Here is a 24,558-nt window from a genome sequence, read left to right as displayed (position 1 = left end):
ATGTTTTGTGGAGTATTTACTTTTAATTTCCAAAATTGTAACGCATGGTAAAACCTGTTCGAATATTAGTAATTGGGAATGCGGTTGAAATAACTGCTTTTGAAAACGAATGATCGTAGAAGAAAATAGCCGTCAAATTTTTACTAAACGAATAATCTGCTGTCAATTTAACCGACCATAAATTCTGTCCACCTGCCAATTGGTTGTTGTCGTAATCTAAATAACGTACAATGGTTTGACTTTGGCGAAGCGAAAAATCAGCTTTAATATTAATATCGCTTTTAATAATTCCCGTTGGATTATCCGCTAACGCAGAGTTAAATGTCACGTCTTTGATACGGTAACCCAAACCTAAAACGTATTCTAATCCTTTTACTTCGGTCAATAAATTATTGTCAAAACTCATTGATAAAGCACGATCTTTTTTCATCTCAGCTACAATTTTAACCGAGTTTTTCATTTCCATGTCAAACTTAATCAACGGGTTGAACTGCTCTACTAAATTGACATTTGAAATCAAAAGTCGGTTTGGATAATTATCACCTGGCTGCAAATCGGCTGCTGTTAATCCAGGATTGTAATCTAAATTCGATCGAAATGCATTGACGGTATACGAAGCTTTGTATGCATGTTTCAAAGAAAAACGTTTGAATTTATCTTTGAAAAATTGGTAACGCATCAATCCCGTATACTGAACAGTCCAGTTTGGAATTGGAATGTTTCGGAAAGCATCCAGCGAAACACCACCAGCTTTCGTGTCGGTATAAGCTGCTAAAAAAGAGGGCAATAAAACAGCTTGGCTGTTCTTTCCAAATCCAATTGGGAAACCATCCGTATCTCTCGTAAACGTATCACTTCCGTAGTAATTCTGAGCTAAACGATCTGCAATAGTGATTCTATTGCTTCTAAAAGTGTTGAAAGCGGCAGAACCATTTTCGTCACTTTGGCCAAACGCCGTTCCAATCATTACAGTTGAAATGGAGAAGTTACCAGAATTATAAGGCGAACGCGATTGGTATTCGCCATTCAAAACGTCAAACTGTTCTGAGAAATTATCAATGTAACTTCTGTTGGCCACCAAATCAATTTTGAAATCCGGAAACAAATCTACATTTGCCGTAAGGTCTAAAGTTTTCGTCGCTACTTCGGTGTAATTCTGATTGAAATTAGGATAATTAGTCAAATAACCATTTCGTGCCATTTCGTACCGAATGTCGTCTTGATTACCAAAGACAAAGCCCAATCCAGGTTTTGTTGTTCCAAAAACACCAATTCCAGGTGTATATCCAGGTAAAACGGTTCCACCGGTTTCCACATAATTAATCTGCACATTTTTGATACTGGTCACCACGCCAATCAATCCATCAAGAAACACATTTCCTTCCGAAGTTGTAACTGGTCGTTTGTTGTCAATTCGCTCTCCCGGTTTTGGCGGTGCTTGATTGCCTGTTCGAACGACTGGTTTTTTTGCACTGCTTTTGGTCAAACCTACATATTTGTAAAACAAGTCCATGTTTAAAGCCGTGTTCAATCGGTGTGCTCCATTATTTTGAATGACATTTCCTAAGTTGTAAATAGAAAAAGTACCGTCTAAATTTTCAGTCTCAAAACGCGATTCTGCAATTGAAGCACGTTGCCAGTTGAAATCGCCCGTATAGGTGTACGTTGCTTTTAAGAAACTCAAGAACGGCAATTTGTTTAACGGCAATTCATAATTCACGGTCAACTGCTGGTTGTGTGTATTGGCTTCACCAAAATTCCAGTAGTCGTCCCAAATGGCGAACGAATCAATCGTATTTCCTTGATCGTCTAAATAATTTCTGACAATGTTACTAGTTGCCGCAGTATAGTTTAGTTTTAATGTTTTGGTCAAATTGTAATTGAAACCGTATTGGTAATTGAACAAATAATTTCTTCGGTACAAAGGATCAATACCAATTCCTTCCACTTCCACTTGACGGAATTGTTGGCGGTTGTATTGACGCACAATATTGGTGCTGAAATTGATATTAGAAGGCAAATAATTGAAATTAAAATCACTCAACAATTTCCAATACGAACTTTTCTTCATGAACTCATTTTTCTTAAATGGCTCTACTAATTTGGGTTGAAAACTATAATTGTAATCCACACCTGTTCGAACTTGCTGGTCTACATACTCTTTGATTTCATAATCATGCTTCTTCATTTCATTAAAAGAATAATTAAAAGTCAAATTCTCGGGATCGTAGACATGCGCTTTTTGCTCAGCACCACGGTCTTTTCGAACGCCAATAAAGTTGATGCTTTTTGTTTTTGTATATTCTATTGCACGATCTCTAATGTTGTCTTTTTCAGCTTGATCTTCAGTAATGCTGATCAACTGGTCTAACTTGATGTCTTGATTAAACGGATCGTATTCTGGCGTAATTATTTCCTCGCCTGTTGAGAAATTAAACGGTACATTGATTCCCCATTTCTTAGGCAATAATTTCCCCATATTTAAATTTGTCACCACATTGTATTGCTGTGCGTCTTCTCTACTGCGTTCGTTTGGTCCATCTTCCAAAGCACCAAAACCAATTGTACTCATTCTTCCTGTAGCAGAAATAGTAGCCAAATCAGCGAAGTTTGTATCCAAACTCAAAATCGCAGCCATTCCCCCTTTGTTGTCCATTCCTGCCAATCGAAGTTCATTAAACCATACTTCTCCTTTAATTGCTTTTCCAGGCAAATCCAGCGGCAATTTCCCCGTATTGTTTCGAACACCTACCATCAACGTCCGTACTTGTCCGAAGTTTGGATTTCCTTTTATACTGATTCTAATCCTGCTGTTTTGTGCGGGAATATTTGGATCCAGTTCGTAATCAAATTTTGAAAATACGCCTTGATCATCCAATTCGGAAGGATCGGGATTCATTGCTAAAATTTTCATTTGAGTTAACAAGTCCAAAGGCAAATCAAGATTATTTTCTACAGGCCACACTTTCTCATCCGTACTTGCGTCGTTTTTTCGCGTCACTTTCAACGGCAATTCTACTTCGTAGTAATTCTGAGTATAGTCATTTCCAAAACGCATGAAAGCCGCCATTTCACCGTCATTTAACGATTGATTGGTATCTTCTAAACCTGCTAAAGATTCGGCATGTAAAAACATTTTCAATTTTTTAAATTGACGCATGTCGATACTCAAATTCTTAAAAATAGCACGAGATTCATTTTGCAACAATCCATCAGCACCAGCTACACGAAGCGAAAGTGATTGTTCGTTCTGATTGATCACCGAGTTATTATTGTATAATTGTTCCCGAACAACTCCCGGTGGTGTACGATACGGAATAGGTTCACGGTCTAAGTTTTCCTGAATATTGACAGACAACACATCTAAATTTGTAGGATCTGGTGAAGGCAAAGCAATTCCTGTTTCAGGCGAATTTGTGTAACGACGCCACTCGCCACGTACTAAATCTAAAGTTCCAAAACGCAAGGTAATGTCGTTTGAGAAACCAGTCATGAACATTCGCATAAACCGAATCGATTTAAAATCTTCCAATCCACCGATATTGTTTTCAGGTCGGACATCTTGAATTGGAATTTTAAACTGAATCCATCTTGCTTTCACACTTGCTCCTGCTCCACCTGGAATTCTAGCTTTTTCAATAATACGTTCGTCCGTAATGTAATTTTGACCTACCGCTAAAGCGCCAGTTGAAATATCAACACTATACTGGTAATACGCATCAATGGTATTCATCGTATTGTCGCGATTCAGATCTTCTGCATCCGGTAAAGTAGAATTTCCACGTGTATTATTCGTTACTTCTACCGGAGAGTTTTTCTCTAAACCATTATAATTTTTATAGCGTTCCAATAAATTTCCTGAGACATCTAAATAGAATTCGTAATTATCTGCAGCAGGATCGGAAAGGTTTGCAAAGTTTTCAGCACCTGGCAAAAGCGCTTCCGCAGCGTCATCAATTCCATCTAAACCAACATCTTGAACCGCACGGTTTGCATTGTTGGTATCAAAAGCGTAAATCAACGATTGTGAAGACGGCACACGACCCCAAATTGATTTCGAAGTACCTTGCACTGAATTTGCTTCCGGTAAACCATTTTCATATTGTTTCTTTCCGTCTTTCAGAATATCTTCGGAAATTTCACCTAAGTTAAAATACAGTTTTCCATTATTCGTCACCGGTGTTTCATCGTTCAAGTACGGATCTAACATCCAGAACTGAATGTATTCCACATTTCCTTGTTCAAAATTTGTTGAACTTATGGCACGCATCATTCCACCAAAATTCTCTTCTGGGTTGGGAAGTACATTTCCATTTGCTGCAGGATTGAAATTGTAAGGTCCACGTTCCGTTGGATAGTACGATAAATCTAAGGTATTAATGACCGTTGATTGTCCATCTGCCACATCGGTAACAGGAAACAATTCATCCAGGTAAATGCGTCGTGTTTTATTGAAAGACAAATCAGCATCTGTTATGGCACCTGGACGTTGACTCGTGTAAAATATGGGATCAACCGTATACCAAGCTAATTTTGCTCTTTTGAAACCATAACGCAATGCATTTGGTTCGCCTTCCACTCCTAAAACATCGCCTCCAAATTCAGGATTTGAATTTCCTTTTTTTAACGGAACCGACGATAAACTCCAAGCCGAAGCCGATCGCATATCAATAGAAGTTTGCGAACCTTCAAAATCATCGACATAAATAGTAGATTCTCCTTCAAAACGATCTGCTTTTGGAGCATCGGGTTTCAAAAAGGCTATTTCACCGCGAACCGATAAATTAGACGCAACATCCGTATCTAAGTTGGGTAATTTATTTACCATGCGGGTTAAAAACGGAATTTCTGTAGCGTAATTTCCGTTCAATCCAAAAATTGTATTGTTAACCGATTCTTGTCCGAAACTCGATTTTTGTGTAAACGGTTGTTCTGACATTCTTAAGATTGTTCCTCCCAAAAGAAACTTATCCGAAAATTTATGCTCGACATTCACACCAAAAAAGCGACGTGTTTGTTGTCCAAAAACGGCGTTGTTTTCCAGTGAAACTTCAATCGGTGTATTTGACGCTTGCAAAGCCGGATCTAAAATCTGAACCGTTCCTCGCTGGTAATTTACAATATAGTCCAGTCCTTCCACCAATATTCGACCTCCAGCGGTTACTGTAACCGAACCTTGTGGCACGTTAAAAGAGTTAAGCGAAATTCCATCACTGCCGGTAGATTTATATTTTCCTTTTAACTGGAATTTGTTTTTCTCACTGTCTTGCAATGCTTTTGCCTGAGAATTGGTATACAACGTTCTGAAAACATATTTCGCCTGATTGGCATTATACGTTGAAGGATCGTCGTAATCTTCCAGGCCGGAGTTTGTGTTTTTAAGTTTTTTAAACAAGTGCGATCCAAAAGGCTCTACGGTTGTAAAAATGATTCGCCCGTTCTGAGTATCTACGGTCAATCCAGGAATGAAGTCAAAAAAACCATCTCCTTGTCGGTTGTTTTCTGGATCGTTGGTATAGTTTAAGGCGTCAATGTTAAACACTTTCAACAAAGGTGTTTCTGCAACATCAGCAGGAAGCGGAAGTGGCGGTTGGCCAATACTTCCTTTTGCTTCTGTAATATAATTCAGAGGCGACGGATCGCTGTATAAAATATTAAATCTGAAATCTTCTTGCTCTAACTGACCTCCTGGCGAAATCTGATAGATGTTTTTCATCATCAAATTCCAAATAGGACGTGTTCGTGTTACATTATTTACCGTAGTTGACACCGTTGTTAAACTACTTTTAAGCATTTTCAATACCAAACTATTGGTTTCGATTACTTGATTTTGTGGTTCATCACCGGTTACTGTTGTAGATTCCGGACCTCCATTGGCAAATTCACCCACCTGATACACTTCACTTCCGATCGTATATTGATACGCTACCGCCAAAACTTCGTCGTTGGCCAATCGTTGTTGCAACGAAATATAACCCAATTGCGGATGAAACGTATATTCGCTAGGCGATAGTTTTCGCGCATTTTCTAATTTTGCAAAATCTTGTCCTTCGGAAACATTGGCTCCTTGGACATTAAAAGACGCGTTACTTGTAGTTTCAATTTGACGAATAGAACTCAATAAAAATCCTGTAGGCGTTCCAATTAAAGCGGGATTGTACTTGTTATTTCTGTTGTCCACTGGAGAATTAGTAGGATTAAGGAAAAATCCTGTTGGAATCGTTGGTCCCAAATTCACTACCTGGTAATCTTCTAATCCTGTAAGTTGGGCTTCACCTAAATCTTGTAAAGCAACGATGTTTCTTAGATTGTTATCGGTTGTACTGACTCTGTTTTGACGGTTGGTTACCCAAACTTCCATTCGTGTAATCTGAACTCGACTGTCAATTACGGGATATTTACTCAACGAACGATCGTATAAATTTCTAAAATATTGCGACAGAAAGAAGTGTCGGTCTGCATCGTAATCCAAAGCGAACAAATCAAATTCTTGAATCGTTCCGCCGCCTTGAGCCGTTACTGATTTTGTTTGCGATTTTTGTTCCGAGAAAATGGCCGTAACCGTGGTTTTTCCAAATTGCAATTGTGTTTTCACACCAAATAAACTTTGAGCACCTCGAATAAGCGAACTGTTTAAAGGCAAACTCACATTACCAACTTCAATTTTCTGCAAAATATCGTCTTCTGTGGGCGTGTATTCCAGTTTAATTAAATTTTGAAATGCAAAAGTAGATTCTGTGTCGTAGTTTGCGTTTACAGTAAGGCGGGTTCCCACTTTACCTAACAAACTCAAACTAATTCTTTGATCAAAATCGAACGTAGTTACGGCACGATTTCGCGGAGAAAAAGCAGGATTGTCTTGTTTTGTGTACCGCATTCCCAAGTCCATTTCAACCGAACCTGTAGGTTTTACATCAATGGTGTTACTACCAAAAACCGTTTCGAAAAAACCGTTATTTACATAATACCGTGGCAATAAATCCTTTTTAGCATCTTCGGTACCGCGTTTTTTTCCATCAATTGCATTGGCTTTTTGTTGGAAATAATTCCGCATGGACTCTTTCAAAACCAAAGCTTCGTATTCTTTTGGAGTCAAAATTGCCGGGTAAGTAGTATTGAAATCGCCAACTTTTGAATTGTAAATATAGCGGTCTGTAATGGGATCGTACGTATAAGACGAAACCACGGACGGCGGATTTTGAATTTCAATTTTTCCGGAATTGTATCCTTTAATCGTATCGGTAACAGGTTCTTTCTCTTCAGGATCTATTTGAGCCTGCATTTCGAATGCAAATAAGAAAACCAACAGAAATCCGCTTATTTTCAGCACTGATTCGATACTTTTAATAAAAATTGTTTTCAAAAACTATAAATTTTTTAAAGCTTGTTTGATAATAAATTCGACTGTGGCTTCTGGATGATCTCGGGCAATTTTCTCCACCACTTTCTCTGCCGATTTCCGCATAAATCCTAAAACTTCTAATGCAGATAACGCCTCATCTTTATTTGTATTGTTTTGCACCAATGAAACTTCTTCCAAATCGTACAACTTTAACACCTTGTCTTTTAACTCAATAATCACGCGTTGTGCTGTTTTTGCTCCAATTCCCTTAATGGACTGAATCGTAGGAACATCGCCTGACGCAATGGCTTGAATGATTTGTTTGGGTTCCAGCGAGGACAACATGGTTCGCGCGATACTTGCTCCAATTCCCGAAACGGTCAACATCATTTTGAAGATTTCACGCTCTGTTTTCTCCATAAAGCCGAACAACGTATGAGCGTCTTCTTTAATTTGCACATGGGTGTACAATTTAATAAAATCAGTTGCCGGTAATAAGGAATAGGTATGCAGTGAAATATTGATGTGATAGCCCACGCCACCACAATCAATGACGACGTCGGTAGGTGTTTTTTCTACTAATTTACCCTGAATATGTGCAATCATAAACGTTAAGTTATTGCCAAATGTAACAAAAATCCTGAACTAAAGAACTTGAATTTTAAACTATTAAATATTAGCTCAAACTTCGCAACGCATTCTTGCGTTTTTCTTTCTCTTGAGCATCCACAACGGCAACGGCAGCCATGTTTACCATTTCTTCAACGCTTGCTCCAAGTTGGAAAATATGTACAGGCTTGTCCATTCCTAGAATAATAGGTCCAATCGAATCTGTTTTGTACAGTTCCTTCAATAATTTGTAAGTTATATTCGCCGATTCTAGATTAGGAAAAATCAGGGTATTCACTTTTTTACCTGCAATTTTAGAAAATGGAAATTTCTTTTGAATCAGCTCAGGATTCAATGCAAAATCGGCTTGAATTTCTCCGTCCACAATTAAATCAGGATAATATTTATGTAAATACGCCACCGCATCACGTACTTTATGCACATTCGGACTGTCTGAAGAACCAAAGTTAGAATACGAAACCATTGCCATAACCGGCTCCATTCCAAACATACGAACGGTTTTCGCAGTCATCAAAGCAATTTTTGCAAGATCGTCTGCTGACGGATTTGGATTAATCGCAGTATCCGATAAAAACATCGGACCTCTATTGGTCATCATCATATTTGCAGTAGCAATAAGCGAAATTCCAGGTGCTTTATCAATCAGTTGCATCATTGGTTTGATTACGGAAGGATAGCTTCGCGAATAACCTGTCACTAAACCATCAGCATCACCGTGATTGACCATCATTGCGGCAAAATAATTGCGTTCTCGCATCCATTTTTGAGCATCGAGCAATGAAATACCACGACGGTTTCTTGTTTTCCAAAAAATATCAGCATATTCTAATCGACGTGCGTCTTCTTCTGGTTTTTTTGGATCAAAAATAGGCACGTCTGCGTCAAATCCCAACTCTTCTTTTAATTCCAGAATGACCTCACGATCTCCTAACAAAATAGGATGACCAATGCCTTCTTCTAAAACAATTTGAGCAGCTTTCAAAACGTCTAAATGATCTGCTTCTGCAAAAACAATTCGTTTTGGATCATTTTTCGCACGGTTGGTAAGCAATCGAACCATTTTATTGTCAGAACCTAAACGTTCTAATAATTCGTGTTCATACTTTACCCAATCCGTGATTGGATGTGTTGCCACACCAGATTCCATTGCCGCTTTTGCTACTGCTGGAGCTACCACCGAAATTAATCGTGGGTCAAATGGTTTTGGGATGATATATTCGCGACCAAAATTTAATTTGGTTTCACCATAAGCAATATTCACTTGTTCGGGCACTGACTCTTTCGCTAATGAAGCCAACGCATGAACCGCAGCCATCTTCATTTCCTCGTTAATTTTTGTGGCACGAACGTCTAAAGCTCCTCTAAAAATATAGGGAAAACCTAAAACGTTGTTCACTTGATTTGGATGGTCTGAACGACCTGTTGCCATAATCAAATCTTTACGAGTGGCAACTGCCAAGTCATAATCAATTTCAGGAACTGGGTTTGCCATTGCAAAAACAATGGGATCGTCTGCCATTTCCATCAACATGGCCGGTGTCAAAATGTTCCCTGCTGAAAGTCCTAAAAATACATCCGCACCTTTTAATGCTTCGTGTAAATTTTCGTAATTGATTTCAGAAGTATATCTTTTTTGCAAGTCGGACAAGTCGGTTCTAATGTTATTTAGAAGTCCATCCTTATCAAACATGACTATATTTTCTCGGCGAACGCCTAAAAGGACGTATAAATTTGCACACGCTAAAGCTGCGGAACCTGCACCTGAAACAACCACTTTAACTTGATCAACTGTTTTCCCGGCTAATTCCAATGCATTTAGCAACGCTGCTGATGAAATAATTGCCGTTCCATGTTGGTCATCGTGCATCACCGGAATATTCAATTCTTCTTTTAAACGACGCTCAATTTCAAATGATTCAGGCGCTTTGATGTCTTCAAGATTGATTCCTCCAAAAGTAGGTGCTATATTTTTTACGGTTTGTACGAATCCATCAATATCATTGCAGTCGATTTCAATATCAAAAACGTCAATATCTGCAAAAATCTTGAACAACAATGCCTTTCCTTCCATAACTGGTTTTGAAGCTTCGGGGCCAATGTCTCCCAATCCTAAAACGGCAGTACCGTTAGTAATCACGGCTACTAAATTTCCTTTTGCGGTATATTTGTAAACGTTATTTACATCTTTGGCAATTTCTAAACACGGTTCTGCTACTCCTGGCGAATAAGCCAAGGACAAATCCCGTTGGGTTGCGTATTTTTTTGTTGGTATTACTTGTATTTTTCCTGGTGTAGGTTTGGCGTGATAAAGTAAAGCTTCTCTTCTCTTGATATTTCGTTTCATTTCTAGCTAATTTTATTTGACGGAAGTCGACTTCTTCAAAGCAATTGACTTTGTTGTTTTTATTCCGACTTACAAAGGTAAAAGACTGTATGAAAATAAGAAATTTTTAACGAATTAGTTTTTGTTAAGTTTTTGGCGAATTAGATCTGATTTTAAAAAGTTAATTTTACAGAAATTTTTATAGTTAGGATTGCTTACTTTATGGTATTCAAAACGATATTCAGTTACATAAATAATTAATCTGGATTTCTTTAACCATAATTAAAGCAGTTCGATTTTGTTATAATGAAAACTGAAATAATCTTAAAATGAAAATTATTCAAAAAGTCGTAATGTTCGTTATTGCAATCCAATTTATTTCTTGTGGTTACACCTCTGGCGAAAAGTTCGACAGTGAAAAATGGAAAAACTCAAATTTAGATGCAGAGCGAAACTGGAGTTTAAGATGGGATATGATGAATAGTTTGCGAAATGACTATGAATTGAAAGGTAAAAATAAAAACGAGATCTTTAAATTACTCGGAAAACCCGATTCTGAATCACAAACGGAATTTAATTATTATTTGGGTTATTCAAAAAGAGGTATTAATACAGGAACACTTACTTTTTACGTAGGAGCTAATGGTGAAATTTTAGACGTTGCAGTTTGGGATGGTTAGACATTAAAGTTGTAATAAACTCAAAAAAGAAGATGAGAAAGCATCGAGAATCCAATCTAGTGTTCGTTTCCAACGAGTACCCAATTACTAAGCGTTTGCAACGCGACTAAATTAAAATTACCAGAACGGTTCTACATTTACATTACAAAATATAGCATTGTCTATTTCACAATTCCGATCACTACTATTTACATAATCACGTTCATGAAAAATAATTTCTGCAGTAACGAGGTATATTTGTAAAATCGATAGCTACAAAATCAGGACATTACGAAAATCCGCGATTACTAAATGTCGTTATTTCTCCTCCAGTTCTTATAATCTCAATTAATTCCTCTTTAAAGGCAATTTCCTTAAAAAAATCAATAAGCGTAAATTTATCAATTAGTAAAAAACTCCGACAAAATAATATTTCAATTCTACATAATTTTATAATCGAAATTACTTAAAGAATTTAGATTTTTCAATAGTTTTGATAAATTCAAAATAGTCTTTGCTATATTTAACAATCCTATATTTGAAACTTTTATTGTCTTGAAATTTAAAAAATATCATCGGATAATGACTGAGCTTTTTTTTAATAGTAATTTCTTTAAGGTTTTCAATAATTAATGTTTTTTTATCTAAAAAAATCTTTTTTTGTTCAATTTCAATATAAATTAATGTTGTAGATTTCTGTTCTGAAATTTTAAAAATAAAGTTTCCAGAAATTAGTGCTGTAACAATAATTAAGATACCAAAATAATCAAAAGTCGGAATTAAATTGATTATCAGAAGACATGATAAAATGACAATTAGAACATATAAAAAAAGGCCTATTATGCTAAAGATATAAAGTTTAAAAATATTAATTTCTTCTAGTTCAAATCTTTTCATCATTTGGTGATTATTATATTATTCATTCCAAAATTTTCTTTCATTTCGGTGGGAATCGCTTCCTTCAGTTCAATTGTAAAATAGGAGATGCATTTGTTTTCATCTACGACATACGTTGCGACGGTGGTTTCCGTAGGACAGGAATCAATACAAAGCCGTACACGTCCTTTCCACCTTCCTATGGCAGGGTCGTAATCCCTAAAATCCATATCATACAAGTTTAGTCCTAATTCATCTTGATATTCTTATCAATTAAACTTAGACTGGTATCCACTTCGACCACCACCATCAATTGCAAATTAAATTTGGATGAGTGGATATGCAAACCACACAATTGATAGATTACCATTTTCTATGCACGTGCTAAGAAATAATTTTGAACCAACACATCTAAAACATTACCTATACATTACCAAAAAAGTTAAATACTACTTTTTTGAATTTTTATCGTCGTAACTAAAAATAATATTAGGTTAAAAGTGAATCCATAAACTCCAAAGACAAGGTGAGGAATTATCAGAAAAAGGAAAACCTGTATATATCTCATTATATTAAACTTATAGACAAATTCTAATCCTAAGACCTTATACCCCTTACAACCACACAGTGAGAAATAATTTTTATTTTTTTTAAATTTCGCTATCAATAACATTATCCAAAATGAGATAACAATTATTTTACTTATATAACTTTCTATCATTCTGCTAATTTAAGTGTACCATCTGAAAAAACATTATAAGTTGCACTTCTACCTGAAAAATCTGTCAATGCTTTTCTGTAAGTATCATACGTTTCAGCTAATTCTATACCAAGAATAATTGGTTGCATACCCGTTTTAGTCAATGCTCCAACTCCTGAAAAAAACAATCCTGAACCTGTTGGCAATATACTTTTTGTTTGGTTAAACAAATTATATCTTTTATCAACTTTAATTCTATCTCCTATAAATTCAGCAGCAGCATTTGCGATTGGATTTACTGATAATCCTTTACTACTAATAGTATTTGATTTATTATAACATTCTTTACAAGACAAACTGTTACCTCCAAATTCACTCGTTCCATAACTTGACGTAATAGTAGTTGTGTAAATAATTTCATTATTACTTTTTTCAATTTGAATTTTGGTAGTAATAGTTATATAATCTATTAAAGTACTAGTCCCAATAAGTTCTTGAATTATTCTTACATTAGTTTCTATAAATTGAACCATTGTAATTTCATGAACACCTTTTTTAGCATCCAATAAAGTATAAATTAATTTACCAATTAACTTAGAATCTTCGCCACCCCCACCATCATCACTTATTGACTCATCTTTAAAATAGTTTTCAAAATTACTTCCAACTCTTTCTCCAAAAGGTATATATATTCCATTGTCATCAAATCTCTCTCTACCAAAAACATCAGTACTGAAACCACCAGAACTACTATCAGCCCCACTCGGGTCAGCCCAAAAAACAGGATTCCCATCAAAGGCATTATAAGTAGATTGGCTGTAATGAACTACAGGGTCTATTCCTGTCCATCTTCCTATCCCAGGGTAATTTTTATTTAAAAAATACTGATTATCAATCTTTAAAAGTTCCTAAAACCAAAACCCATATTGATACATTGCCCATCTGATACATTATCAAAACTAAACGATGGTTACATTATGTACTACTTTAAAAACTTATACTCCATAATCACTAACTCTGAAACACTACCTAAATATCATATCAACTTTCCATTAACTAACATAAAGCAACCTACTATGATATATGTAATAAAATAAAGTAATGATGGGATTACTAAATAAAAATACATTAAAGGTTTCTCAAATCTTAAATTTATAGCTTGAATAAGCACATAAATCGATGAAAAAAAGGAAAAACCTAAAAGAGGGATGTATATATAATTATTTATGGTCATATATAATTTCATTAAAATTAGATTTTCCATATCAAAATTAGACAATATAATTCTTAAAAAAACTAACATTACAAAGCTAATAATTGAAACATACGATAATGTAGTAGTATATATATTTTTACCTTTCATTTCAATTAATTTTCTATTGAACCTATAATTTTTCCACTGCCTCGATCGTAGATTTCAACCGTTTTTTCATCTATTTCCTTTGTAACATCATACCAAATAAATAATTTGTTGTCAGTTTCATAATAATTGTTTCTCATTTTATTATCACTTGGAATAAGGTTTGAGTTGTAAAGATACTTATTGTTCGAACCTACAATAGTAATTCTAAAAAAATCATCCTCTTCTTCAGAGATTACAGCAAAGACAGTGTCTTTCTTCATAAGTGCCTTATTAATGCTTCTAAAGTCGTATATGCAGTTAAAAATTGCATCATTAACAGTTCCTTGTTTATGGGGCAAATCTATGGTTTTACAATTATTCAGTAAAAATAACGACATCAAAATTAAATTAGTAATATTTATTTTAGTAAGGTACTTTTTCATAACCCGAAGTATTGGTTGAGGGAATAAGAATGTTAAAAATTGAACTTTTGTAATCTTTTTTCCATAGATCTTTAATATCTGTGTCTTGTTGTGAAGGGGTTGTATTACCATTTGGATGAATATGAAAATTTCTTCTGGTACTCGCTTACAAAATTTACCACTTACTAAGCGTTTGCTAAGCGACTAAATTAAAAATACCACAACGGTTCTACATTTATATTTCAAAATACAGCATTGTCTATTTCACAATTCCTATCACTACTATTTACACAATCCCTTTCATGAAAAAAATTTCTGAAATACCGTAATTATGGTAAATATACGGCATTAGTTATTTTATAATTAACAAATTAACTACCATCTAGAAAAATCACAAACTATCTCGCGGCACTTGAATAAATTTAATATTCCGTACTAAACCTTGCAACTTTGTTCGCTTCACGGCCGAATTTTTAAAGACTTTAGAAAAAGTTTCAGAAGTAAGCTCGTGCCAGTCTTTTTTTGAAAACGATAATAGTTCCGGATTTGGATTGAACAAAGGTTCGCTATGTGCTTTTGAAAATCGGTTCCATGGACAAACATCTTGGCAAATATCACAGCCGAAAATCCAATCGTCCATTTTTCCTTTCATTTCTGTGGGAATTGCTTCTTTTAATTCTATAGTGAAGTACGAAATACATTTACTTCCGTCCACAACATACGGTGCGACAATAGCTTCGGTGGGACAAGCGTCGATACACGCTGTACAAGTTCCGCAATGGTCTGTAATTGCAGAATCGTATTCGAGTTCCAGATCTGTAATTAATTCCGCTACGAAGTTGAATGAGCCAATTTTTGGAGTTATTAAAAGTGTGTGTTTTCCTACCCAACCTAATCCACTTTTGGCAGCCCAAGCTTTATCTAACACTGGAGCCGAATCAACAAATGCACGACCCGAAACCTCACCAATTTCAGATTGAATACTGTGTAAAAGTTCGTTTAACTTATCCTTGATTACAAAATGATAATCTTTACCATACGCATATTTTGAAATCTTGTAGGTGTCGCTTGATTGCTGTTCTTCGGGAAAATAATTAAGCAATAAGGAAATCACACTTTTCGCACCGTCAACTAATAAAGTAGGATCAAGTCGTTTGTCAAAATGGTTTTCCATGTATTGCATTTCTCCATTGAAACTTTGCTTCAGATAGGCTTCTAAACGTGGTGCTTCTTCTTCGAGAAATCCTGCTTTGGAAATACCACAAGATAAAAAACCGAGGCGGTTGGCTTCGGATTTGATGAAATTTGTATGTTTTTCTTTGTTAGTATTCAAAACGGCAGGAAGTTGGGAGAGGGAAGTTAGAAGCACAGTAGACCGATTGACGACCTATTTAAGTTGAGATTTGAATGCTATTGACATATTCATCAGGTTAAAACAATCATTATATAGGGTAAGAAAGTGCACTTCCGTAATATAATTTCTTCTTTTCGCTTTATACAAACAAGTAACAACTTCAGCAATTGACCGTATTGCATATCCAAGAAATCTTCCAAATTCAGCTTTAGATTGTCCAATACTTCCTTCAGAAATATTCAAGGCAATTGAATCCGATGCTCTTACTATTTGCGACGATAGATTATACATTTCACTTTTAGGAAAGATATGCGACAAACTATGGATCTCTTCTCCTAAATCCATCGCTTTCTGCCAAATAATTAATTTCTCGAATTTAAAACTCATCTCCTATCTAAATTAATCAAGTTGTTCCTTACCTTCCTTCTTCCATCTTCCTTCTCCTAAAAAAGTCCTCCCTGAATTTTTAAATTCAATTTCCCCAAATGTGTATAAGCTTTTTCTGTTACTTCGCGGCCACGAGGTGTTCTCATAATGAAACCTTCTTGGATCAAAAAGGGTTCGTATACTTCCTCAATGGTTTCGCTACTTTCTGAAACGGCTGTTGCCAAAGTGGACAGACCAACAGGACCACCTTTGAATTTATCAATAATGGTATGCAGAATTTTATTGTCCATTTCGTCCAATCCGTGTGCATCCACATTTAACGCCTTTAGCGAAAATTGTGCAATTTCAATATCGATGGAACCATTTCCTTTGATTTGCGCAAAATCCCGAACACGTCTAAGTAATGCATTTGCAATACGCGGTGTTCCGCGGCTTCGTCCTGCAATTTCCAATGCAGCTTCATACGTAATAGGCATTTTGAGAATAGACGAACTTCGCTCAACAATTGTAGTCAATAGTTCACGATTGTAATATTGGAGTCGGCTTTGAATTCCGAAACGAGCTCGCATTGGAGCGGTAAGGAGTCCCGAACGTGTGGTTGCACCAACTAGCGTAAAAGGATTTAAATTAAGTTGAACGGTTCTCGCATTTGGTCCCGATTCAATCATAATATCAATTTTGAAATCTTCCATCGCCGAATAAAGGTATTCTTCCACAATAGGACTCAAGCGATGAATCTCGTCAATGAAAAGCACATCACGTTCTTCAAGATTTGTAAGCAATCCAGCTAAATCGCCGGGCTTGTCTAAAACTGGACCTGAGGTAATTTTAATCCCAACACCCAGTTCGTTCGCAAGAATATTTGCCAATGTGGTTTTACCCAAACCTGGAGGACCATGAAACAAAGTATGATCAAGTGCTTCGTCTCGTAAGTTTGCCGCTTGCACAAACACTTTTAAATTATCTAAAATTTGGTCTTGACCTGCGAAATCATCAAACGAGAGCGGCCGAAGCTTTTTCTCGATATCGAGTTCTTCGGGATTGAAACCTGAATTTGTAGGATCTAAATTTTCATTCATTTGGCAAAGATAAGTAAAGGTACTGTTAGAAAGTGCTAAAGTTAATTTCGATTATTTCTCAGAAATCAAATCGTTCCATTCCGAATGTTTTTCAATATATCCTTCAACAAAAGAACAGGAAGGAATTAATTTTAAGTTATTATCCCGAATGTACTGTAATGTTCCTGAAACTAATTTAGAACCGACACCTTTACCAGAAAGTTCTTTTGGCACTTCTGTGTGTGTTAAGTCTAGAATATTTGGCTCTAGTTTTTCAAATTCAATAATCGCCGTTGCATCTTCCACAACTAATTCAAAACGGTTTTTTTCGGTATTTAATTTTACTTCGTTCATTGTTTTTGATTTAAAGATAAAGAAAAATTGGGCAAAAAAAAACCTGCCGAAGCAGGAATTTTATCTTTTAAAGGGAGCTGATTAGTGGTTTAACACTTCTTCACCTTCTTTCATTGGAATATTTTGAGGTACAAAATCTACTTCCCATCCTGGTTTACTGTAATCGTAAGCCCAACGGTGTACTTCTGGAATTTCACCTGGCCAGTTTCCGTGAATGTGTTCTACTGGAGCCGTCCATTCTAAAGTTGTAGATTTCCATGGATTTTGAACTGCTTTTTCACCGTAGAAAATACTGTAAAAGAAGTTCCATAAAAATACAAGTGTAAATGCTCCACCAATTAACGCAAAGATGGTAATTAAAACGTTTACGTTTTGCAAATCATCAAAAAGCGGAAAGTTCGTATTTGTATAATAACGTCTTGGTAATCCTGCTAATCCGATAAAGTGCATTGGGAAAAACACTCCGTAAGCACAGACTGCAGTTACCCAAAAGTGAATGTAACCAAGATTTTTATTCATCATTCGACCGAACATTCTTGGGAACCAGTGGTAGATTCCGGCAAACATCCCGTAAAGAGCAGAAATACCCATTACTAAGTGAAAGTGAGCGATAACGAAATACGTATCGTGAACGTTGATATCCAAAGTTGAATCTCCAAGAATAATTCCTGTTAACCCACCCGAGATAAAAGTAGACACCATTCCGATAGAGAATAACATTGCAGGATTCAATTGCAGGTTTCCTCTCCATAAAGTTGTAATCCAGTTAAACGCTTTTACAGCCGATGGAATTGCAATCAACAAAGTGGTGAATGTAAATACAGAACCTAAAAATGGATTCATTCCTGAAATAAACATGTGGTGTCCCCAAACGATTGTTGACAAGAATGCAATTGCTAAAACAGAAGCAATCATCGCACGGTAACCGAAAATTGGTTTACGTGAATTTGTCGCTAAAATTTCAGAAACAATACCCATTGCAGGTAAAATAACGATATAAACTTCTGGGTGACCTAAGAACCAAAATAAGTGTTCAAACAAAACTGGTGAACCACCTTGGTAATGCAATACTTCTCCAGCAATATAAATATCAGATAAGAAGAATGAAGTACCAAAACTTCTATCCATGATCAACAACAAAGCTGCAGATAAAAGAACCGGGAACGAAACGATACCAATAATTGCCGTTACGAAGAATGTCCAAATTGTCAAAGGCAAACGTGTCATTGACATCCCTTTCGTACGCAAGTTGATTACAGTAACTACGTAATTTAAAGATCCCATTAATGAAGATGCGATAAATATAGCCATGGAAATCAACCATAAAGTCATACCCGTTCCTGAACCTGGAATTGCTTGAGGCAATGCAGAAAGTGGCGGATAAATGGTCCATCCGGCAGATGCAGGTCCTGATTCAACAAATAATGATGCAATCATAATTACTGCTGAAACGAAAAACATCCAATATGAAATCATGTTCATGAAACCAGATGCCATATCTCGTGCACCAATTTGAAGTGGTATCAGTAAATTACTAAACGTACCACTTAGTCCGGCCGTCAGTACGAAAAATACCATGATTGTTCCGTGAATGGTAACCAAAGCTAGGTAAGCGTCATTTTTCATCACTCCTCCTGGAGCAAATTTTTCACCTAAGAAGAATTTGAAAACACCGAATGCTTCTTCTGGCCAAGCCAACTGCATTCTGAAAAGCATTGACATACCAACACCAATAATTCCCATGATAATACCTGTAATCAAGTATTGTTTGGCAATCATTTTATGATCAATACTAAAGATATACTTTGTTATAAAAGTTTCTTTATGGTGGTGTACTTCTTCGTGATCGTGAATGTGTCCTTCTACTGACATATTTTTTAATTTAATTTTTTATTAAATATAGAGATTTACTATCTATTAGTTTGCAAGTACAACGATTGGTGCTTCAGCATTCATCACTGGAGCTGCTTCTTCAACTGGTGGAGCTGCATCTTTCATTTGTTGACTCATTGTTGGAATTGCAGCCAACCACGCTTTGTAATCTTCTGGTGTATCAACCACAATTTTCATTTGCATGTTGTAATGAGAAGATCCACAAATTTTATTACAAAGTAAAAGATAATCAAATTCATAAGGATCAAGTGCTACTTTTCCTTCTGCAGTCAACTCTAAACTGTGCTTTGTTCTTAATTTATTGATGTTGGCTACTTTATCTACTATTTTAGGAATCATTCTATATTCTTCCGTAGTTAGCGTAGGAATAAATGCAAACTGAGTTACCATTCCAGGAACGCAGTTCATCTGAGCTCTAAAGTGCGGCATGTATGCAGAGTGCAATACATCTTGAGAACGCATTTTGAACAACACTTTTTTTCCTTTTGGAAGGTGTAATTCAGTTGCCATCTTATCATCTTGTGCATTTTCATCACCCATGTCAACACCTAAAGTATTAATACCAGCGATGTATCTAACGTTGGCTTTACCCAAAACATTATCCTCACCAGCATAACGTGCTTCCCATCCAAATTGCTTTGCATACAACTCAATAACAATCACATCTTCTTCGTCTTCATTAACAAACATAATATTTGTCCATGCATAAAGTCCGTAAAGAATTAAACCTGCCAAAACGATTGCTGGAATAACTGACCAAATAAATTCTAATCGATTATTATCTGCAAAGTATAATGCTTTTCCATCTTTTGTGCCTCTGTATTTGAATGCAAAATAATGCAGCAATAATTGTGTAATGAACTGAACGATAAAAATTACTACCCAAGTCATATTCATTAAGAAGTCCACATCACCACCATGCTCAGAAGCGGGATTATCAAGAACCAATGGACCCCAAACAATCAAACCATAAATCATGAATATATATAGAAATGCTATAAAAGCAAACATTATATACCCTTGTACTTTGTTATCATTGTTATTCGCTACTTGTGCATTAAGTGTTGCATGACCCACTTGAGTCAAATCGAATATTTTAGTCAATTGCCAAATTGCAATAGCTAAGAGAACTAAAACTATAATTACCAACAAACTTGTCATCTGTTTCTTCTTTTAATATTAATAATGAAAATGCTTACTTTCCTCGATCAGTGGATTTCGTTTTGGCAGTAAAGGAGATTTAGTAAGTGCTGTAAACACAACCATAATAAACAAACCTATAAAGAACATTAAAGACCCAATCTCAGAAACACCAATGAACCATCTGTCTCCCACAGTAGCAGGCATGATCATGTTGTAGAAGTCAATATAATGACCTGATAAAATAATAATACCAGCCATTACAATAATCCATGTTAAACGTTTGAAATCGGTATTGATTAAAATCAATACTGGGAACACAAAGTTTAAAACTAACATACCAAAGAATGGTAAGTTATAATCTTCAATTCTAGTGATGAAGTACGTTACTTCTTCTGGAATATTTGAATACCAAATCAACATAAATTGAGAGAACCATAAATACGTCCAGAAAATACTCATTCCAAAAATAAATTTTGCTAAATCGTGAATGTGACTTGTGTTTACAAATTCTAAATATCCACGTGATTTCATGTAAACTGCAACTAAAGCAATTACTGTGATTCCGCTTACAAAGAAACTTGCAAAAACATACCATCCAAACAAAGTACTAAACCAGTGAGGATCTACTGACATAATCCAATCCCATGACATGATAGATTCCGTTACAATAAAGAATACCAAGAATGCTGCAGAAATATTGAAGTTTTTCTTGTAATATAAATTATCAGTTGCATCATCTTGCAACAAACAGTTTCTTTTTGAAAAGTAGTGGTACAAATTCCAACCAATTAAGAAAATAGCAGCTCTAATTAACCAAGCTGGTACATTTAGATATCCGGTTTTTCCTGCAACTAATGCATCGTAATTTTCATGACCTATAACATCTACACCTTCATTCATCCAAACAAATAAGTGATTGAAATGTAAACCTGACAATACCAATAAGATAAAGAAAATCACAGAACCTACTGGTAAATAAGATGAAATTCCTTGCATCACTCTAAACAATACTGGAGACCATCCAGCTTGAGAAACTTGCTGAATTGCATAGAACGCTAAAACTCCTAATGCAATTAACATCATAAAGATACAAGCCACATAAAGCGCTGCCCATGGTTTGTTTTGTAATTGGTGCAAAACATGGTTTAAATGTTTTTCGTGGTCTGCATGTGCGTCATGCACTTCATGCCCAACTGCTTTAGTCGACGTAGTAATGTCAGACGTTTTGGCTACAGAAGTTACTACTTGAGCGTCGTGATGTGTATCCGCGACTGGCGTAATTGCAATTGTATCTGCATGAACCGTATCAGCCATAGTTGCATCGTTAGTTGCATGATGTCCTGTTTCCGTCTGTTCTTTCGTAGTCGTGTGCGTTTCTGTAGCTGTATTGTGTGTTTCTGTTGCAGCATGACTACCATGGTGTTCTGCAGCTTCTTTTTCTAAAATAGCTTCAACGTCTGCTGTAGTTTTAGGTGCCATATAAAAACCATAAACTATACCCAAAGCTCCTAATACCATTAGGATGATAGCGAACGTTTTTAATCTGCTGGAAAATGTGTACATATCTTATATATCAGTGTTATACAATTATAATTCGCTCTTTAATTTTATTACATAAGATGCTACCATCCAACGCTCTTCTTGTGTCATTTGATTCGCGTGAGAACCCATTGAATTCAAACCATAAGTTACTACGTGGTAAATACTACCTTCTGTAATTTCACGATCCGCATAACTTGGAACTCCTAAGAATTTCTCTCTTTTTACCAATTTACCTTGACCGTCTCCAGCATCACCGTGACAAATAGCACAATAAATACCGTACAATTGAGCTCCTTTATCCGAAGTTTTTCCAATTGAATCTAAAGGCGATTTTGAATTAGCTTTCGCCATTTCGTACCCTTCGTTTGTATTTGGATAATCATAAGATTCAAAACCTCGTTTGATCGCTCCATCAGGAACCAGTTGACCTTCTCTTCCGTTTGCGAATGCAGCAGATTCAGAATAGGTTTCATAACCTACTGATTCGTACATGTCAGGAAAGTATTGGTAATTAGGACTGTTCTTGTCTGCACAAGAAGTTACTAATGCCGAAATCCCTAAAACAATAATTATTTTATTTAAGCTTTTCATATCTACTATTAGTGCTTTTCTATTACTTTAACTTCTACCGCTCCTGTATTCTGAAAAAAAGCAATTAACTCCTCTTCATTATTATTATTTACAGCAACTTCCATTAAAAAATGGTCATCAGTAGTTCTTACATCTGGATTTTCCGCTTGTTTAAATGGCCATAACTTACTTCTCATATAGAATGTAATGACCATTAAGTGAGCTGCAAAAAATACCGTCATTTCAAACATAATCGGAACAAACGATGGCATGTTTTCGATGTAGCTGAAACTTGGTTTTCCACCAATATCTTGAGGCCAATCCACAATCATGATGTTGTTCATCATCCAAGTTGCAAAAGCCAATCCAATAAGTCCATAAATAAACGAACAAATTGCTAAACGTGTTGGCTCAAGACCCATTGCTTTATCTAAACCGTGAACAGGAAATGGTGTAAATATTTCTTCGATGTGATGATGAGCCGCTCGTGTTTGCTTTACAGCATCCATCAAAACGTCGTCGTCATTATAAATAGCGTATATAACTTTATTACTACTCATGGTGTGAATGTTTATTTTCTTCTCTTAATTTTTTATAATTCTGTCCAGATGATTTCAAAATCGTTTTCACCTCTGCTTGTGCAATCACTGGGAATGAACGTGCATAAAGTAAGAATAATACAAAGAAGAAACCAATTGTTCCGATGAACGTTCCAATATCAACAAATGTAGGAGAAAAGTACGTCCAAGATGAAGGAAGGTAATCTCTAGTTAATGAAGTAGCGATAATTACAAAGCGCTCAAACCACATTCCAATATTTACAACAATCGAAATTACGAATGAAAACATAATACTTGTTCGCAATTTCTTGAACCACATAAATTGTGGAGAAAAAACGTTGCAAGTCATCATCGACCAATAAGCCCACCAGTAAGGTCCAGTTGCTCTATTCAAGAACGCATATTGTTCGTATTCTACTCCAGAATACCAAGCAACAAACAGTTCCGTAATATAAGCCACACCAACTATAGAACCTGTAATCATGATTACAATGTTCATCAATTCAATATGTTGTACTGTAATGTACGCTTCAAGATGAGAAACTTTTCTCATAATAATCAACAATGTATTTACCATTGCGAATCCAGAGAAAACCGCTCCAGCAACGAAGTATGGAGGGAAAATTGTAGTATGCCATCCAGGAATTACCGAAGTAGCAAAGTCAAATGATACAATCGTGTGTACAGAAAGTACTAATGGAGTTGCTAAACCTGCAAGTACCAAAGATACTTCTTCAAAACGTTGCCAATCTTTTGCTCTTCCACTCCATCCAAAACTCAAGATTGAATAAACTCTTTTTGTAAAAGGAGTTATTGCTCTATCTCTAAGCATAGCAAAATCAGGAAGTAATCCAGTCCACCAGAAAACTAATGAAACCGAAAGGTACGTTGAAATTGCAAATACGTCCCAAAGTAATGGTGAGTTAAAGTTTACCCATAATGAACCGAATTGATTCGGAATAGGTAAAACCCAGTACGCTAACCAAGGACGACCCATGTGGATAATTGGAAATAAACCTGCTTGAACAACCGAGAAAATAGTCATTGCTTCCGCTGAACGGTTAATTGCCATCCTCCATTTTTGACGGAAAAGTAAAAGTACTGCAGAAATTAAGGTTCCTGCGTGACCAATACCAACCCACCAAACGAAGTTAGTAATATCCCATGCCCAACCGACTGTTTTGTTTAATCCCCATGTACCAATACCAGTAGATACGGTGTAAACGATACAGCCAATTCCCCAAAGGAATGCTATTAAGGCGATTGTAAATACAATCCACCATTGTTTGTTTGCTCTACCTTCAACAGGTGCAGCGACATCTACTGTGATATCGTGATAAGATTTATCACCTATAATCAAAGGTTTTCTAATGGGTGCTTCGTAGTGAGACGACATAATCCTT

Annotated in this window: 18 protein-coding genes; 1 reads left to right on the top strand and 17 read right to left on the bottom strand. The window is 35.9% G+C overall.

What is annotated here, in order from left to right:
- Nucleotides 1–22: 22 nt before the first annotated feature.
- The 3 genes from sov to YWA_RS0100380 all read right to left on the bottom strand — a co-directional run bounded on the left by sov (nucleotide 23) and on the right by YWA_RS0100380 (nucleotide 10,316).
- Nucleotides 23–7,330 (bottom strand): T9SS outer membrane translocon Sov/SprA, encoded by a 7,308-nt coding sequence (gene sov, locus YWA_RS0100390; RefSeq protein WP_026718474.1) that lies wholly within the window; start codon nucleotides 7,328–7,330, stop codon nucleotides 23–25.
- Nucleotides 7,331–7,366: 36 nt separating this feature from the next.
- The gene (ruvA, locus tag YWA_RS0100385) at nucleotides 7,367–7,948 is read right to left on the bottom strand and encodes a Holliday junction branch migration protein RuvA (RefSeq protein WP_022826510.1); all 582 of its coding nucleotides are present in this window, start codon (nucleotides 7,946–7,948) and stop codon (nucleotides 7,367–7,369) included.
- A 70-nt stretch (nucleotides 7,949–8,018) separates the two neighbouring features.
- Nucleotides 8,019–10,316, bottom strand: a complete 2,298-nt coding sequence (locus YWA_RS0100380; RefSeq protein ID WP_022826509.1) for an NADP-dependent malic enzyme — start codon at nucleotides 10,314–10,316, stop codon at nucleotides 8,019–8,021.
- 308 nt (nucleotides 10,317–10,624) lie between these two features.
- Here YWA_RS0100380 and YWA_RS0100375 point away from each other — a divergent pair, with 308 nt between their 5' ends.
- Nucleotides 10,625–10,975 carry a hypothetical protein gene (locus tag YWA_RS0100375; RefSeq protein WP_022826508.1) on the top strand — a complete coding sequence of 117 codons (351 nt, stop codon included), beginning with the start codon at nucleotides 10,625–10,627 and terminating at the stop codon, nucleotides 10,973–10,975.
- Nucleotides 10,976–11,416: 441 nt separating this feature from the next.
- Here the strand turns inward: YWA_RS0100375 and YWA_RS0100370 are convergent, their stop codons facing one another.
- The 14 genes from YWA_RS0100370 to nrfD all read right to left on the bottom strand — a co-directional run bounded on the left by YWA_RS0100370 (nucleotide 11,417) and on the right by nrfD (nucleotide 24,551).
- Entirely contained in the window at nucleotides 11,417–11,854 is a 438-nt protein-coding gene (locus YWA_RS0100370) for a hypothetical protein (protein WP_022826507.1), read from the bottom strand.
- Nucleotides 11,851–12,060 (bottom strand): 4Fe-4S double cluster binding domain-containing protein, encoded by a 210-nt coding sequence (locus tag YWA_RS15880; RefSeq protein ID WP_022826506.1) that lies wholly within the window; start codon nucleotides 12,058–12,060, stop codon nucleotides 11,851–11,853. The genes YWA_RS0100370 and YWA_RS15880 overlap by 4 nt, the downstream gene beginning before the upstream one ends.
- Before the next feature lie 487 nt (nucleotides 12,061–12,547).
- Complete coding sequence (locus YWA_RS0100355; protein WP_022826504.1) at nucleotides 12,548–13,096, bottom strand: hypothetical protein; 549 nt, start codon at nucleotides 13,094–13,096, stop codon at nucleotides 12,548–12,550.
- A gap of 802 nt (nucleotides 13,097–13,898) precedes the next feature.
- Entirely contained in the window at nucleotides 13,899–14,315 is a 417-nt protein-coding gene (locus YWA_RS0100345) for a hypothetical protein (RefSeq protein WP_157505271.1), read from the bottom strand.
- Between the two features lie 370 nt (nucleotides 14,316–14,685).
- Nucleotides 14,686–15,627, bottom strand: coding sequence for a tRNA epoxyqueuosine(34) reductase QueG (gene queG, locus YWA_RS0100340; RefSeq protein ID WP_022826501.1), 942 nt, complete (start codon nucleotides 15,625–15,627; stop codon nucleotides 14,686–14,688).
- Nucleotides 15,628–15,681: 54 nt separating this feature from the next.
- Nucleotides 15,682–16,035 (bottom strand): four helix bundle protein, encoded by a 354-nt coding sequence (locus YWA_RS0100335; protein WP_022826500.1) that lies wholly within the window; start codon nucleotides 16,033–16,035, stop codon nucleotides 15,682–15,684.
- A gap of 56 nt (nucleotides 16,036–16,091) precedes the next feature.
- Nucleotides 16,092–17,114: a Holliday junction branch migration DNA helicase RuvB gene (gene ruvB, locus YWA_RS0100330; protein WP_022826499.1), complete on the bottom strand. Its 1,023-nt coding sequence runs from the start codon at nucleotides 17,112–17,114 to the stop codon at nucleotides 16,092–16,094.
- Between the two features lie 51 nt (nucleotides 17,115–17,165).
- On the bottom strand, nucleotides 17,166–17,447 hold the full coding sequence (locus YWA_RS0100325; RefSeq protein ID WP_022826498.1) for a GNAT family N-acetyltransferase: 282 nt from the start codon (nucleotides 17,445–17,447) through the stop codon (nucleotides 17,166–17,168).
- 81 nt (nucleotides 17,448–17,528) lie between these two features.
- A complete protein-coding gene (locus tag YWA_RS0100320; RefSeq protein WP_022826497.1) occupies nucleotides 17,529–19,319 on the bottom strand; it encodes a cytochrome c oxidase subunit I in 1,791 nt (596 codons plus the stop codon).
- Nucleotides 19,320–19,364: 45 nt separating this feature from the next.
- Nucleotides 19,365–20,501, bottom strand: a complete 1,137-nt coding sequence (locus YWA_RS0100315; RefSeq protein WP_022826496.1) for a cytochrome c oxidase subunit II — start codon at nucleotides 20,499–20,501, stop codon at nucleotides 19,365–19,367.
- An 18-nt stretch (nucleotides 20,502–20,519) separates the two neighbouring features.
- Complete coding sequence (locus YWA_RS0100310) at nucleotides 20,520–22,046, bottom strand: hypothetical protein (RefSeq protein WP_026718471.1); 1,527 nt, start codon at nucleotides 22,044–22,046, stop codon at nucleotides 20,520–20,522.
- Nucleotides 22,047–22,070: 24 nt separating this feature from the next.
- Nucleotides 22,071–22,616 carry a c-type cytochrome gene (locus YWA_RS0100305; RefSeq protein ID WP_022826494.1) on the bottom strand — a complete coding sequence of 182 codons (546 nt, stop codon included), beginning with the start codon at nucleotides 22,614–22,616 and terminating at the stop codon, nucleotides 22,071–22,073.
- 8 nt (nucleotides 22,617–22,624) lie between these two features.
- Nucleotides 22,625–23,155 (bottom strand): DUF3341 domain-containing protein, encoded by a 531-nt coding sequence (locus YWA_RS0100300; RefSeq protein WP_022826493.1) that lies wholly within the window; start codon nucleotides 23,153–23,155, stop codon nucleotides 22,625–22,627.
- Complete coding sequence (gene nrfD, locus YWA_RS0100295; RefSeq protein WP_022826492.1) at nucleotides 23,148–24,551, bottom strand: NrfD/PsrC family molybdoenzyme membrane anchor subunit; 1,404 nt, start codon at nucleotides 24,549–24,551, stop codon at nucleotides 23,148–23,150. Before nrfD ends, YWA_RS0100300 begins: the two co-directional genes overlap by 8 nt.
- Between the last annotated feature and the right edge of the window lie 7 nt (nucleotides 24,552–24,558).

It is taken from the genome of Flavobacterium antarcticum DSM 19726, assembly GCF_000419685.1.
GTDB classification, from domain to species: domain Bacteria; phylum Bacteroidota; class Bacteroidia; order Flavobacteriales; family Flavobacteriaceae; genus Flavobacterium; species Flavobacterium antarcticum.
Note: the sequence above shows the minus strand (reverse complement) of the source record. Positions and strands in the feature narration are given on the sequence as shown.

Coding starts and splice junctions, on each gene's coding strand:
- YWA_RS0100335 (WP_022826500.1), bottom strand. CDS start 16,035: ATGAGTTTTAAATTCGAGAAATTAATTATTTGGCAGAAAGCGATGGAT.
- nrfD (WP_022826492.1), bottom strand. CDS start 24,551: ATGTCGTCTCACTACGAAGCACCCATTAGAAAACCTTTGATTATAGGT.
- YWA_RS0100320 (WP_022826497.1), bottom strand. CDS start 19,319: ATGTCAGTAGAAGGACACATTCACGATCACGAAGAAGTACACCACCAT.
- ruvA (WP_022826510.1), bottom strand. CDS start 7,948: ATGATTGCACATATTCAGGGTAAATTAGTAGAAAAAACACCTACCGAC.
- YWA_RS0100315 (WP_022826496.1), bottom strand. CDS start 20,501: ATGACAAGTTTGTTGGTAATTATAGTTTTAGTTCTCTTAGCTATTGCA.
- YWA_RS0100325 (WP_022826498.1), bottom strand. CDS start 17,447: ATGAACGAAGTAAAATTAAATACCGAAAAAAACCGTTTTGAATTAGTT.
- YWA_RS0100345 (WP_157505271.1), bottom strand. CDS start 14,315: ATGAAAAAGTACCTTACTAAAATAAATATTACTAATTTAATTTTGATG.
- YWA_RS0100375 (WP_022826508.1), top strand. CDS start 10,625: ATGAAAATTATTCAAAAAGTCGTAATGTTCGTTATTGCAATCCAATTT.
- YWA_RS0100370 (WP_022826507.1), bottom strand. CDS start 11,854: ATGATGAAAAGATTTGAACTAGAAGAAATTAATATTTTTAAACTTTAT.
- YWA_RS0100305 (WP_022826494.1), bottom strand. CDS start 22,616: ATGAAAAGCTTAAATAAAATAATTATTGTTTTAGGGATTTCGGCATTA.
- YWA_RS15880 (WP_022826506.1), bottom strand. CDS start 12,060: ATGGATTTTAGGGATTACGACCCTGCCATAGGAAGGTGGAAAGGACGT.
- ruvB (WP_022826499.1), bottom strand. CDS start 17,114: ATGAATGAAAATTTAGATCCTACAAATTCAGGTTTCAATCCCGAAGAA.
- YWA_RS0100310 (WP_026718471.1), bottom strand. CDS start 22,046: ATGTACACATTTTCCAGCAGATTAAAAACGTTCGCTATCATCCTAATG.
- YWA_RS0100300 (WP_022826493.1), bottom strand. CDS start 23,155: ATGAGTAGTAATAAAGTTATATACGCTATTTATAATGACGACGACGTT.
- YWA_RS0100380 (WP_022826509.1), bottom strand. CDS start 10,316: ATGAAACGAAATATCAAGAGAAGAGAAGCTTTACTTTATCACGCCAAA.